Annotated in this window: 11 protein-coding genes; 7 read left to right on the top strand and 4 right to left on the bottom strand. The window is 62.5% G+C overall.

Annotation, left to right across the window (positions count from 1 at the left end; all coding sequences use genetic code 11):
* The first annotated feature begins 13 nt into the window (after positions 1–13).
* Positions 14–976 carry an asparaginase gene (locus QM841_RS31135; protein ID WP_283334945.1) on the top strand — a complete coding sequence of 321 codons (963 nt, stop codon included), beginning with the start codon at positions 14–16 and terminating at the stop codon, positions 974–976.
* Here QM841_RS31135 and QM841_RS31140 read toward each other — a convergent pair.
* Both QM841_RS31140 and QM841_RS31145 read right to left on the bottom strand, forming a co-directional pair.
* Complete coding sequence (locus tag QM841_RS31140; protein ID WP_283334946.1) at positions 969–1,733, bottom strand: hypothetical protein; 765 nt, start codon at positions 1,731–1,733, stop codon at positions 969–971. The genes QM841_RS31135 and QM841_RS31140 overlap by 8 nt on opposite strands.
* 59 nt (positions 1,734–1,792) lie before the next feature.
* Positions 1,793–2,419, bottom strand: coding sequence for a carbonic anhydrase (locus QM841_RS31145; RefSeq protein WP_005244926.1), 627 nt, complete (start codon positions 2,417–2,419; stop codon positions 1,793–1,795).
* Between the two features lie 100 nt (positions 2,420–2,519).
* Between QM841_RS31145 and QM841_RS31150 the strand changes: the two genes are divergently transcribed.
* Positions 2,520–3,398 carry an HhH-GPD family protein gene (locus tag QM841_RS31150; RefSeq protein WP_283334947.1) on the top strand — a complete coding sequence of 293 codons (879 nt, stop codon included), beginning with the start codon at positions 2,520–2,522 and terminating at the stop codon, positions 3,396–3,398.
* Position 3,399: 1 nt separating this feature from the next.
* On the opposite strand, the gene QM841_RS31155 is transcribed toward QM841_RS31150, so the two are convergent.
* Positions 3,400–4,359: a methyltransferase gene (locus tag QM841_RS31155; RefSeq protein WP_283334948.1), complete on the bottom strand. Its 960-nt coding sequence runs from the start codon at positions 4,357–4,359 to the stop codon at positions 3,400–3,402.
* Positions 4,360–4,397: 38 nt separating this feature from the next.
* Positions 4,398–5,654: a tryptophan 2,3-dioxygenase gene (locus QM841_RS31160; RefSeq protein ID WP_283334949.1), complete on the bottom strand. Its 1,257-nt coding sequence runs from the start codon at positions 5,652–5,654 to the stop codon at positions 4,398–4,400.
* Between the two features lie 217 nt (positions 5,655–5,871).
* Here QM841_RS31160 and QM841_RS31165 point away from each other — a divergent pair, with 217 nt between their 5' ends.
* The 5 genes from QM841_RS31165 to QM841_RS31185 all read left to right on the top strand — a co-directional run bounded on the left by QM841_RS31165 (position 5,872) and on the right by QM841_RS31185 (position 13,494).
* Positions 5,872–6,924 carry a cupin domain-containing protein gene (locus QM841_RS31165; RefSeq protein WP_283334950.1) on the top strand — a complete coding sequence of 351 codons (1,053 nt, stop codon included), beginning with the start codon at positions 5,872–5,874 and terminating at the stop codon, positions 6,922–6,924.
* A complete protein-coding gene (locus QM841_RS31170) occupies positions 6,918–10,361 on the top strand; it encodes an ATP-binding cassette domain-containing protein (protein WP_349307433.1) in 3,444 nt (1,147 codons plus the stop codon). Before QM841_RS31165 ends, QM841_RS31170 begins: the two co-directional genes overlap by 7 nt.
* Positions 10,327–11,253: a hypothetical protein gene (locus QM841_RS31175; protein WP_283334952.1), complete on the top strand. Its 927-nt coding sequence runs from the start codon at positions 10,327–10,329 to the stop codon at positions 11,251–11,253. The genes QM841_RS31170 and QM841_RS31175 overlap by 35 nt, the downstream gene beginning before the upstream one ends.
* Positions 11,254–11,290: 37 nt before the next feature.
* The gene (locus QM841_RS31180) at positions 11,291–12,109 is read left to right on the top strand and encodes an aminotransferase class IV (RefSeq protein ID WP_005262186.1); all 819 of its coding nucleotides are present in this window, start codon (positions 11,291–11,293) and stop codon (positions 12,107–12,109) included.
* 125 nt (positions 12,110–12,234) lie between these two features.
* Positions 12,235–13,494, top strand: coding sequence for an ATP-grasp domain-containing protein (locus QM841_RS31185; RefSeq protein WP_283334953.1), 1,260 nt, complete (start codon positions 12,235–12,237; stop codon positions 13,492–13,494).

Below are 13,494 nucleotides of genomic sequence, written 5' to 3' on the forward strand. Positions count from 1 at the left end.
AGAGAGGACAACAGTGCCGAAAGTCGCCATCGTCACCACCGGAGGCACCATCGCCAGCAGGCGGGACGGGCAGGGTGTCAGCAGGCCGGTGGTCACCGGCCCGGACCTGCTGGGCAGTGCGTGGACCGGGACGGAACTCCGTGTCGTCGACGTGATGTCGAAGGACAGTTCGAGCATCACGTTCGCCGATATGGACCGGGTGCGCGACGCCGTCACCGCGGAATTGCGCGATCCCGATCTCGACGCGGTGGTCGTGCTCCACGGAACCGACACCATGGAGGAGACCGCTTTCCTGGTCGACCTTCACCACGCCGACCCGCGGCCGGTGGTGTTCACGGGTGCGCAACGCACGTTCGACCACCCGGAATCCGATGCCCAGGCCAATCTGGCCGACGCGGTCGCCGCGGGATCGGACCCCGCTCTGCGCGGAGCGGGTGTGATCATCGCGTTCGGAGGCGCCCTGCACCGGGCGTCGGGTACGCGGAAGGTCGACACGACATCCCTCGACGCGTTTCGATCCGTCCACCCCGCCGGTGCCACCCCGCGGCGAAGTCTCGATCCACTGCCGTGGCATCCGATCTCCGGAACCCGCGTCGACATCGTCGCCGCCTATCCAGGGGCCGACCGCGTCCAGATCGACGCGTGCCGAGCCGCCGGGGCCCAGGGGCTGGTGCTCGACGGGCTCGGATCCGGAAACGCGAACCCGGCGATCGTCGAGGCGGTGCGGGACTGCGCGTCCGCCGGGATCCCGGTCGTGGTCACCACCCGCGTGCCGAACGGCCCGACCTCCGCCACATACGGCGGTGGGGGCGGCGGGCACGACCTCGTCTCGGCGGGTGCACTGTTCTCCACCGACCTCAGAGCAGGTCAGGCCCGCATCCTCCTCGCGGCGCTGCTCACCGACCCCGAGCACACCGACCTCGACAAGGAATTCGATCGACGCTCACGCATCGACCCCGCACCGAGGATCAGCTGAGGTTGAACGGCTCCGGCGCGCTGCGGAGCTGACCGAGCTGGCCGACCACGGTGTACGCACCGGGCCCCACCGGATCGCGCTGGGGTTCCGGTTGCGTCAGGCAGTCGGGAGCGGACGTCTTGGCCGACCACTTCACGGTGAACTGAGCTTGCTCGCCGGGCGCGAGGGTCCGAACGTCGGCCGCGGACTGCGGGAAGCAATCGATGTTGGACCACAGCCGCACGGCACCGTCGATCGTGTAGACGAGCACCTGCTGGAGGCTGCTGCCCAGATCACGTTCGCACGGTGTGGTGCCGATGTTGGTGACGACCGTCGTGAAGCTCGGCTCCTCACCCGCCAGGTACGTCGGCTTGTCGGCGGCCACCTTGATGGCCAGCGACTGGTCCGGGCACTGTCCCGCAGCGACCGGCTGACCGCTCGGAGCAGCGCTGCTCGAGGCACCGCTGCTCGACGCCCCGGACGAACCGGACGTGCCCGAGGAGGCCTCCCCGCCGGCGGCAGCGGCGCCACCGCCGCCGCCACCGGAACCGCCTGATCCGCCACTGGACGTGGACGAACCCGAGGCTGTCGGGGAAATCGACACAGGAGTGGTCAACGAGGAACTCGCTGCCGCCGGATCCGTCTCGGAGTCACTGCCACCACGAAGTGAGTTGATCAACCACACCACGAGCAGCAACACGACGATGGCGCCGCCGATCGCCAGCGCCCTGCGGCGCCAGTAAATCTCGGGGGGCAACGGTCCATTCGGTTCCAGCACGACGTCAACGGTAGTTCGGCGTCGCGCGGCAACGGCTCAGCGGGTGCGGCGTGTCGCGGTCAGTCCGTGAGCTCACCGATGTCACCGACGGCGCCCTGCAGGTGGGTGCGACCGTCGGACAGCTTGTACGTGACACCCGCGATGGCGCACGCGCCGCTCTCCACCTTCTCCGCGATGATGCGCGACCGCTGCATGAGCAGGGCCCCGGTCTCCACCACGTGGCGGCCCTCGAGTTCGTCGACGGTGCTGAGTCCCTCTCGGCGTCCCATGAGGATCGACGGCGCGACCCGTTCCACGATGCTGCGGATGAATCCGGGCGGCACGTTGCCGTCGTCGAGGGCGTCGAGAGTCGCCTTGACGGCACCGCAGCTGTCGTGACCGAGCACGACGATGAGCGGCACGTTCAGCACGCCGACTGCGTACTCGATGGACCCGAGCACGGCGTCGTCGATCACGTGACCGGCGGTGCGGACGACGAACATGTCGCCCAGACCCTGGTCGAAGATGATCTCGGCGGCGACGCGGGAGTCTCCGCATCCGAACAGGACGGCCGTGGGGTGCTGGCCGCCCACGAGCTTCGCGCGATCGGCGATGCCCTGGCTGGGATGGAGCGAGGTACCGCTCACGAATCTGTCGTTACCCTGACGCAGGGCCTTCCACGCGGACACGGGGTTGGAATTAGGCATGGGATCATTGTGCACCGGGCGTGTCGCACCGTCGCGACGGGAGTGTGACGACCGCGGAAAATCTGTTTCCCCCGTGAACGAAGGGACTTGTGAGGACGAAGTGGCCGTTGACTCCTCCGCGCTGATCAACTGGTACGACGTACAGGCCCGGGATCTGCCGTGGCGCCGCGACGGCGTCACCGCCTGGCACATCCTGATGAGCGAAATCATGCTGCAGCAGACGCCCGTCGTCCGAGTGGCCCCGATCTGGGAGGAATGGGTGCGGCGCTGGCCCGTCCCGTCCCGCATGGCCGCGTCGAGCCAGGCCGACGTACTGCGCGCATGGGGCAAACTCGGCTACCCGCGTCGCGCGCTGAGGCTCCACGAGTGCGCAGGTGTGCTGGCCGCCGAACACGGCGACGTGGTTCCCGGCGACGTCGACACTCTCCTCGGCCTGCCGGGTATCGGCGCCTACACAGCGCGCGCCGTCGCCTGCTTCGCCTACGGACAGCGGGTCCCCGTCGTCGACACGAACGTCCGGCGAGTGGTCGCCAGGGCAGTGCACGGACGCGCCGAGCCGGGAAATCCCTCGACGACGCGTGACCTCGCCGACGTGTCCGCGCTGCTCCCCCGCACCCGCGCGCGGGCCGCCACGTTCTCCGCGGCCCTGATGGAACTCGGGGCCACCGTGTGCACCGCACGCTCCCCCGAATGCGCCCGCTGCCCGCTCCCCAACTGCGCCTGGGTGGATGCCGGACGTCCCGCGCACACCGGTGAGCGCCGGAAGGTCCAGAAATTCGCCGGCACCGACCGTCAGGTGCGCGGCAAGCTCATGTCCGTGCTCCGTGAAAGCTCCGCCCCGGTCGAACGCGTGCGGCTCGACCAGGTGTGGCCGGGCGATCCGGGCCAACGCGACCGCGCCCTCCACTCCCTGCTGATCGACGGACTGGTCGAGCAGACCGACGACGGACTCTTCGCCCTCGCGGGCGAGGGCAGCTAGCTCACACCGGAACCGCTTCGATGACGGATGACCGGGGACCTTGCGTGATCGAATCCAGCGTGAATCCGTGGTCGGTCAACAGTCGGCGCCATTCGGTGATCGTGCGCTCACGACCTCCCAGGAGAACCAGCATGTGGAGATCCAGCAGAGCCATGGGGTGGGTTGTCGCCGATTCCGGCAGGACCTGCTCGACAATCATCAATCGTCCACCTGGCGGGATCGCTTGCCGGCAACTGCTGAGGATCTTGCCGGCGGACGCGTCATCCCAGTCGTGGAGAATCTGAGACAGCACGTACACGTCACCATTGCCTGGGACGTCGTCGAAGAAGCTTCCGCCCACGACTGTCGTTCGTTCGCCGATGCCCGCCGAACCAAACGTCGACGGCGCTTCCGCGACCACATGAGGCAGATCGAACAAGACTCCGCGTAGATGCGCGTGCCGATCGAGCAACCGGGTGATCAGCGCGCCGGTCCCGCCACCGACGTCGACGACCGTTCCCACGTCAGACCAGTCGTGGTCGAGCAAAGGCAGCAAACGCAACTCGACCAGCCCTGCTTGGCCCCGTGCGAACTCATCGGCTGCCGACGGATTCTCGGACAACCATTCGAAGTACGGCTTTCCGAACGCCGTTGAAAACGATTCCTTCCCCGTCCGGATCGAATGCGCTGCGTGCCCCCACACGAGGTAGGCCTCGTTCGACATCAAGCCGACCAAGTGACGTAGCGAGCCCGGAGCGTCTGCCCGCAGAAGCTCACCGGCCTCCGTCAACGCAAATCGCCCTCCACCGACTTCCGCAAACAAGCCTTCCGCGACGAGGACCCGCAGGAATCGACCGAGTGCGTCGGCGTCGGCGCCCACACTCGCCGCGAGATCGCCGAGCAAGCACGCACCGTCCGCCAATCGGTCGGGCACACCCAGTTCACAGACGGCTGAAATAGATTGGGACACGATGTATCCCATGATTTGTTTTCTCACTCGATGGTTGACATCGCTCATGTTCACGCCACCTCGGACAGCCGCGGGAAGAGTGACATCATCGCAGCATTTTTCAAATACGACGCGCCTGCCGTACCGCCGGTGCCAGGTACCGTTCCGATGACTTTCAGGGTGATGCCCCAGTGGCCGCGCTTCATCGCAACCCACGCACGGTCCAGGCGCCGCATCGCCTCCTCGAGAACGAGTGCATCCGGATGCGTCTTCCGCATCGAGAGATACACGTCCTGCAACGTAGTGTCCCCGACATCGACCTTCCCAACATGCTCGAAGTCACGGGGATCGATTGGAGCGCAGGCGAACTCGACCTCACGAAACGCGCGCGACTGCACCGCGCTCCGCCCATGGGTGAAGCCGCGAATAATCGAGAAGGCGTCAACCGGCATCGTCGTGAGAACCCGGAAGAGCGCAGGCACCGCTTCGAGGCGGATCGACGCCCGGTCGAGGCGACTCTTTGCCGCTGCAGCCAGACCGTGGCGCAGGTCACGGATCGCCATCGAAATCGCTGTCACGACTTGCCGATACAGACCTTCGAAGATCTGGATGCAGCGGATGAACATCTGCTCGTCGTGCAGGCGCGTCGTCGGCAACAACGTCAGCCGAACTGCACTTCCGATCTCTTCGGGGACGCCGTTCAGCGCCGGCGCGGCGTGTGAAGCAAACGAACTGTAGTCGGCGCCCGGCTGAGCCAGCGCCGCAAGACCGGCCGCAACGACGGAAGGATCGAGCGAGAAATCGGGTGCGAGCCTGTCGAGTTGGGTCACGACCCGTGTCACTGCGCGCGTCCGGACCACCTGGGGGGCGTGTGCCGACCTCCCGAAGGCTCGCGCCTCCAGCAACGCGAGGTCCATGGCCGCGGCAGCAACGAAGGCGTCCACGCGCTGCGCGTCATCGGACCGGACGACCTGGTCGAAATAGTCGAGCCCGACATATGACAGATAGTCGCCATTCTGAGCATCGAATGTCATCGGTAGCCAGGCACCGAGAACATGATGCGCACGGTTGTTGTCATGGAAGTTTTGCAGCATGGCGACCAGGTGGGGCCGGACCCCGTTACGCCCGACCGTCTGATAATGGGCCGCGACAGCCGCATGGGGAAACTCCGCGTGTCCCGCCTCCCATTGTCGGAGCGCATTCTCGATATTGCGTCCAGACAATTCATCGGTCGTCGCTTCAGCAGCCTGAAGGCACGCGCCTCCGACGCCGATCACGCCGGAACGAACAAATTTCTGCTCGGCTTCGAGCATCGTTTCGGAAATCAATGCGAAACTCGCCTCTCATCCGTACTGCGGTGTTCAGCTAGCTTCAACGACGCGTGGCGAATGCGGATAGACACCCTAGGGAGACTTCTCGACACCCTTTCCGCTGGGGGGGTGACGTTTTCAACCCTGGGGTGCCTGTTCCGCCCGCAGGCACGTGCCCAGGATTGGGAGCGATACAGAACTCGAGGCAGGTCGATCCCACAGAAGGAAGAAATCTATGCACATAATCGCCAGAAGCGCACTCGAGACGATCAACGAAGCCGTTGTCGGCGGGAGCGTCCACAACCTGGGTGTCGTCAAGATATTCAGCCAACACCCTCAGTTGGCGCAATTCATTCCTGCTTCCAGCAATTTGGCGATCAGCTGGGTCAGGTTGGAGTGCGGTGAGGTGCTGGCGGTGCACAAGCACCCGGAGCCCAGTCTGATCCTGATCTGCGAGGGTTCCGGACGAACGATGGGCAGTGCTGAGCAGGAGGTCGGTGCGGGAGACATGATCCTCGTCCCCGGCGACTCCTGGCACGGCTTCGAAGGAACCCGGGACGGTTTCTGGGCGCTCTCGATCCAGTTCAACGGCAAGGCACTCTACGAGGACGCCGCGAAGCCCAACGCGGTGTTTGCAGGCGAGGTACCGAATCGGGCGGCTGTGCTCCTGGCGGACAACGAGAAGTACCTGCAGCAATTTGGTACCAGCAGCCTGTTGCGGCTGATCGATGACCCCTCGTTCGACGACCCCCACGTTCGGGAACGGCTGCTCGACTGCCAGCAGACCTGGTCGGACGTGTTTCAGGACCTGCTGCACCTGCGTGTCGCGATGACTACCGATACGGCGCACAAGCAGGTGGCGCTCGACCATCTGGTCGAGGAACTGGGCCATAACGACAACCTGCGCAACCAACGGGGATCAGCGCACGTGCCGGTCACCGATGAGACGTTCGTATCGACAATGGAGTGGTTCAGGCATCAAATGCTGTACCGGAGCGACATGGTGCGCACTCTGCTGATGCATGTGGTGCTTGAAGGTAGTGGCGAAATCTGGCACCGGGAAGCGGCGCGAGTGTTTCCGGCAATTCCGCACTTCCAAGAACACGGAGAAGACGACGGCCAGCACGTGAGTATGGGGATCGATCTGCTCGATCGCGCAACGCCGGCCGAGATTCGAGAACTCCGCGAAGCACTCGCCGAGGGATGGAAGATGATCACGCAATTGTGCGACAGAATCGCGTCGCTCGCCCTGGCCGACACGGCGGTCCCCACGTACTCCACATGCTGAGCGTCCTCAGGAAAGTCGTCTGGTTCGAGGTTCCCAAACCCCGAACTCGACTCGACCCTGTGCCCAACGCCTCGCACCTTGCCAGATGGCAGCGGTGGTGTGACGCGGCGCAGCGGGACAGCGTTAACGCGCTCCGAGGCGAGCGACTGAGCAGATCCGTCTTCGGCGGACTTCGTCGTGACATCATGCTCGGGCTCGTGGCCATCGCGGTCAATGCAGGATGCGCCTTTGGTGCTGCGATCACGCTGAAATCGCTGATCCAGCACCTCGTCACCGGCGATTCAGCACTCACGACGAACCTCACGCTTGGTATCACCTGCATCGTGCTGACCTACTTGGCGTGGCTTGCATTGAATCACACCTTCATGCAAGCCGACGTGGTAGGCATCGGAGCCCGGACATACATCGAACAAAGGCTGCTGCACAAGAAACGCAGCATTGCCCCTTCCGACCAACCGGCCGACCTGGTCACGCTTCTGGACCGGGAGGCAGCACGCGTCGAAAATGCGTGGTCGGGACTCATTTTCATCATTCTGGCACTCGCAACTATCACCTTTACCTCCGCGTACTTCTTCGTGGCGTTGGGACTGAGCGCTCTGGCGGCACTGTCGGTGATTCTCGTCAGTTCCGCGGTGATCTACTGGAACGCCAAACAATTGAATGCCGCGCACGCTGCACTGACGGTGACGGCGGCAGATCGCATCGAAGTCGGCCTGTTTTCGCTGAACAATCGCCTGCTCGCGTGGCTCAAGAACTGGAACGACGAACTGTTTCGGCGCTATGCCGACAAGCGAGATGGCGAGGAGCGCGCGCTCCTGAAAGCGGCGCGTCTCATCGCGCGGATCAACCTCATATCGACACTCACTCCGATCGTTGCCATGCTTGCCGCGGTGTTCACCCAGCTGGCCCACGTTGGTTACGTCGATCCAGCAGGCCTGCTGTCCACAATGGCGCTGGTCGGAGGCTTGAAATCCGTCGCCAACAATATCCCCTTCATTGTTCAGAGTCTGTCCCAGGGCATTGTCGGGCACACCAACGTTGCGAAGTACCTATCCAGTCCGCACTCGCTGGACACCGATACGACCGCAACGCGCCTACCGGCAACAACGGCGAAGCACATCGCCGTCGTCGGCGCCGCAGGCAGTGGCAAGACATCCGTTCTGAAAATCGGTGCACGCCACAGCAGCCAGGTGAACAGCAAAACGTTCTTCGTACCGGATGAACCGTGGATATTCCCTGGCGGGCTCTACGAGAATTTGTGTCTCTATCGAAGCGAATTTACCGACGACGAGGCCCGTCGAGCCTTGACACTGTCCCGACTTCCCGGAACCTTCTACGGCGACTACCTCTCGAGCAAGTCACGCGACCGGAACGAGGGCTGGAACGTGTCCCGCGGGCAGGGGAAGCGGCTGGAACTGGCACGGGCAATATTGGCCGAACCGAAGTTCGTTTACCTGGATCAGCCCACAGCAGGGCTGGACGACGACCTGGCGAATGGGCTGTTGGCCTCCCTTCTGCGCGGGCCGTGGCACGACACCACGGTCATTTATGCAACGGACAAGCCCGATGAAAAAGATGCTGCAGACGAGATATGGGTAGTGGCCGGAGGCGAAGTCGTGGAGGTGATGCGAAACCTCACACCACGTGCGGCAAATCCTGCTCGAGAACGCAAAAGGTATCTCGCTCAGGAGGATCGTTCGGTCGCTGGCTCTTCCCAGGGCGTGGACCGAGCGGAGTTCTCGACTTCGTCACGCCGCAGTCTGATGAGCCTGGGCGTCGCGAAGGTCGCGGTTGTCGCGTGCGTCCTGTTTGCGTGCCGCGACGTTCTGACGATTGTCGGTGACTACACAGCTGCCAGCGGAATTTCGACCACGAATGCGCGGACAGCAGCGACAACCCTCATCGCCGCACTGTCCGCCGGGGCCCTCCTGTCGATTTTCACCTCCCTGTTCATAGTCAAACGCAGCATCGTGGCGGCATCCCGAAACTGTCGGAATTACTTCTCGACCGTCATGAGTCCAAAGCCCTCCAGGCCGGCCTTCGACGAGGTCGATCAGGACTATCAGAGCAAACTGACTTGGGATCAACGACGTATCGACGAACTTCTGCCAGAAGTACTTCTGAATACGCTGGGTGCGGTTACATTGCTGCTCACGACCGCCGCCTTCGTTTTGAGCAAGAACATTTTCGTCCTGCTGCCCCTTGTCGGGATGTGCTTCGCCTACTGGCACAGTTCGAAGCGATCGGGAAGGCGACTGCAGGACTTCAACGATAGAGAGATCGGGACGACGTCGACCGTGTTGGAGCGGGTCGAGGCCATTACCTGGAGCTCAGCGAGATTCGACTTGGCACGCGACAATTCGGCCCTCGTCAATTGGCTGAACAAGAGTTTGATGAATCGCGCCTTCGCTTCGATGGACAATGCGGGCGCGCGCCGCTGGTTCAATTACAAGCTCGATTTGATGGGTGTGCTCTTCCTGTCGGTCGTCGTCGGTTCAAGCGTGTTTGTCCAGGCCGGCGGCGGACCCGGCCTCAGCGGTGTTCTCGCGCTCAGTCTCTCGTACAGCCTCATCGCTGTTTTCGCCCGAGTGGGCCGTTGCCTGGTGGACCTCAGACAGGTTCTCGACAGCGCGGATCGTCTCCTCACGCCTCCGACCTGCCCGGCGCCGTGCTGGACCGGCTCAGCAGTTGAAGACGCAGCGCTCGTATCATTTTCGGAGGTAACGTACGTCGCGCCGCACACCGGGGCGGTGCTACTGGAAGAGCTTTCCGAGTCCTTTGCCAGCCGAGACGTCGTGGTCGTCATGGGCCCGAGCGGGGTCGGTAAGTCGACATTTGCGAAGCTGGTTGTGGGCAGACTGCAGCCGACAACAGGCGTCCTCTCTACATTGGGCCGGACGACGGGATACGTCTCGAATTCCCACGCCGAAGACATCCTCCTCCTGACGTCGAGTCCGATCTTCAAGCCAGGCAGATTGATCGAACACTTCAACAGCCCGTTACCGCTCGAATTGGCTCGCGTCGTCGACTATCTCGACGTGGCAGACGTCGTCGGGCGACTACCGTCCGGATTCGACGAGCCCGTCCCTGCCACCGGTCAGTTGAATCTGAGCAAGACGGAACTGCAGCGGCTGGCGCTCCTCGACCTGTTGATCAATCGCCCGGCGGTCGCAATTCTCGACGAAGCGACTTCCGAGTTGAGTACAACAGCGGAGATCTCGATATTGCAGGCCGTGATCTCTGCCTTGCCGGACACGCTCTTCTTCATCATCACGCACAATCCCGGGCTGACCGAACTTGCCAACCGAGTCTTCCACTTCAACGGCGAGCGACGCCTCCTCGAGAATTCTGGCCAGTCGCACACGACAGCCGATCGGAACTGGAATGGAAAGGAGGAAGACCATGGAATGGCTGCCCCAACGCGATGCGTTCTGTAACAGTCACAACGTTCCACGGCCACAACTTCCGCTGCGGAACATCGCGCACTGGAACGCGGTACTCCAGGGCAGCGTGAGCAGCAATGACACCCTGCATCACGAGCGAGCGTACGTCGCACCCGGATACTTCTACATGCCCGTGTGTGACGAGCCCGACGATCGGACATTGGCGGAGTTGTCGAGCCTGGCGTCAACCGCCGACTGGTTGTTGGTCCCTTCCCTTCGCAGATCCGATCGCCGTCGGCGCGCCGACGTCATTGCAGTTCCATTCATGAAGGCTGCATTCTTCCGGTCTTCGCGAAGTGTGGACCTCGCCCTGCGAACCGCGGTAGGACCCAGCCAATACAAATCAATCGTCAGGATCACGAGGAAGGCCGAAGCGGCGTGCACAACCGAGATACACCGTCTCTCGGACGTGGCAGAAGACAATCGGGTCCTGCGCGATTTCGCCTGCCTTCAGGCCATGAATGTGGCCAAGTACGGACACGCCAAGAACCTCTATACGAGCGATGTGCTGCGTATGCTGGCACGCTCGTCCGAAGGTGAGAAATACTTCGTGAAGCTGGACTACGACAAGTATTCGAATACTCCGTTGGCCGGATCACTGAGCTACGCCGACGATCACCGTGGCGTGTTTACGAAACTCGTTCGGGGACTGGATCATGACCGAATTCCGCGTGGGTTGAATCTGTATATCGCCGACTACTACCAAATGTATCATTTCGCGGACCGGCTGGGTTTCGCGGACGTCTGTCTCGGCCGAGGCGCCATCGACGCGAAGGTCCGGGTGGGCGCAATTCACATTGTCAACCTGGACAACTGGCTGATTCCGGTCAACACACAGCGTACACAGGCGATGCAGAACTACGCGAGATCGCGACATGGAGACTGAGATGATCAGCGAAATAGCCTGGGCAGATGGAAGATGCGTGCGATTCGACGAGGTGATCCTGTCACCTGCCACCCATGGGTTGTCGTATGCCACGTCGGTGTTCGACGGTATCCGCACGTACGGCGGCAGCATCTTCAAATGCGACGACCACATAGCGAGGTTGCGGCGGTCCGCCGAGTTGTTCGGGCACACCGTGCACTATTCGAATGCGGACTTGGCCGACGCCTGCCACGAATTGGTGAGGGCCAACGATCTGGCCGATGCGTACATCAAGTGCTTGGTCTTCTATGACGACACCGATGTGAGTTTCAAGGCGCAGGGCTCTTCCAGCAAGGTGGTCCTGTTTGCCCTGCCCTTTCCTTCGAATTCGGCCGCGGAGCAATATCGGCTCTCGACGGCAACGTGGCGGCGTGCACCCGCCTCGTGCCACCCGTATCAGGCGAAAACGTCGTCTACCTACGCGTTGAGCTACTTGAGCCACCGCGGGCGGGCCGACGGCTACGATGATGTGCTCTTCCTCTCGACAGCCGACGCTGTGTGCGAGTCGAGCGGCTCGAACGTGTTCTTCGTCAAGGGAAACGCATTGTTCACGCCGACTGCCGAATTGGCCCTCGACGGGATTACCCGAAGGGTGATAATCGATGAGCTGTGTCCGCGACTGAAGCTCTCGGTAACGGAACGCGACATCGCCTACGGCGAGATCGGATCGTTCGACGCCGCATTTCTGTGCGGGACTGCGATCGAAATCATGGAGGTTTCCGGCATCGACGAGATCCGGTATGCGAAGTCCGCAGTGGTCGATGCGATTGCAACCGAGTATCGGCACTTGACCAACGGCCGGTCCGCGATCCGATGACGACCAAGCAAGGTGGGTCATCCTTCCCCCCAGGGTTCCTAGCTTCACGGCCGTCGGCCCGGGATAGTACTGGAAGGTGAAAGTCCATTTCGCCGAACGATATTCCATCCAGCGGGGTCTTCTGAATGAAACTGCTCATTCTCCATCGCGTTCCGTATTCCTTCATCGAATACCATCGTGTAATCGACCATGGAATTCACGATGTCGTCTACGTGGGCTCGAGCGCGCAACTTGCGACCGTGCCGCCCGACCTTCCTTGCACGAGGGTTGAACGCCCGGGTCGAGCAGGTCTGGCCGAGGAAGTTCGCACCCTGTTCTCCCCCGACGATGTCTTCGACCGAGTCATCAGCGTCTCCCAGTACGAGATGATGGAGGCAGCGCAGATAAGACGGAGCCTCGGAATAGAAGGAGTATCACCGGAGCAGGTCCACATCGTGAACGACAAGGTAGCGATGAAAGCCGCAGTCGCAGGATGCGGACTTCGCGTGCCCAGATTTGTTCGCTGCGATGAAGCGCTCACCGCTTCGTCCGCCGATGTCACTCCCTGGGCTGGGAAGACGGTGCTCAAACCACTCGATGGAACCGCCAGCAAGGATGTTTTCGTTTTCGCCACCTACGCTGACGCCGGCACTGCGATTCTCAACCACCCTACAGGTCTGGAGGACTGGGATCCGGAACGCTTCCAGCTCGAAGAATATGTGGAGGGGCCGATCTTCCACTTCGATGGCGTGATGCTTGCCGGTGCGCCGGTGGCGATCGTCGCCAGCAGATATCTGGGCACTTGCCTCGAGTTTGCCCAGGGAGTTCCGCAGGGATCGATTCAAGTCGACGACGACGGTGGGCGTTGCAAGGTAGCGGTCGAGTACCTTCGGGCCGTGGGTATCGACAATGGCCCATTCCATCTCGAAATGATCGAGGCCGCAGATGGAATGGTTTTCCTGGAGGTCGGCGCCCGCCCTGGCGGCGGACATATCAAGGAGACATTCCGGCTTGCCACAGGCATCGACTTGGTCGCGGCCGGTTTGGCCTGCAACCTCGATTGGTCACCTCTCGAAATCAATCCACTGAAACGGTGGTTCGAAAGTACGGCGAGCAGTACGGTCTACGGGGATTTCATGTTCCCGGGTCACCTGCTTCCGTCGCGGTATTGCGCGATATCGGGTGGAGAACGGTTTCAGGCCCACCCAGACGTTGTCCGATGGAAGGAGCTGGACGCGGGCGCTTCTCTTCCGGAGACCGTGAGCTATTTCGATTTCGAATTGCCCGTCAGCGGCATCGTCGCCGGCCGGTCGAGCTCTGAAGTGACTTCACTCATTCGCGAAATCCTGACGACCGTGCAAGTCGTACCGATTGAGCAGCCCACGCAATGCCCCACACCTGGCTGA

Origin of the sequence: Rhodococcus sp. IEGM 1307 (genome assembly GCF_030056915.1) — a bacterium.
Lineage (GTDB): Bacteria > Actinomycetota > Actinomycetes > Mycobacteriales > Mycobacteriaceae > Rhodococcus_F > Rhodococcus_F opacus_D.

Coding starts and splice junctions, on each gene's coding strand:
- QM841_RS31145 (WP_005244926.1), bottom strand. CDS start 2,419: ATGCCTAATTCCAACCCCGTGTCCGCGTGGAAGGCCCTGCGTCAGGGT.
- QM841_RS31155 (WP_283334948.1), bottom strand. CDS start 4,359: ATGGGATACATCGTGTCCCAATCTATTTCAGCCGTCTGTGAACTGGGT.
- QM841_RS31165 (WP_283334950.1), top strand. CDS start 5,872: ATGCACATAATCGCCAGAAGCGCACTCGAGACGATCAACGAAGCCGTT.
- QM841_RS31170 (WP_349307433.1), top strand. CDS start 6,918: ATGCTGAGCGTCCTCAGGAAAGTCGTCTGGTTCGAGGTTCCCAAACCC.
- QM841_RS31175 (WP_283334952.1), top strand. CDS start 10,327: ATGGAATGGCTGCCCCAACGCGATGCGTTCTGTAACAGTCACAACGTT.
- QM841_RS31185 (WP_283334953.1), top strand. CDS start 12,235: ATGAAACTGCTCATTCTCCATCGCGTTCCGTATTCCTTCATCGAATAC.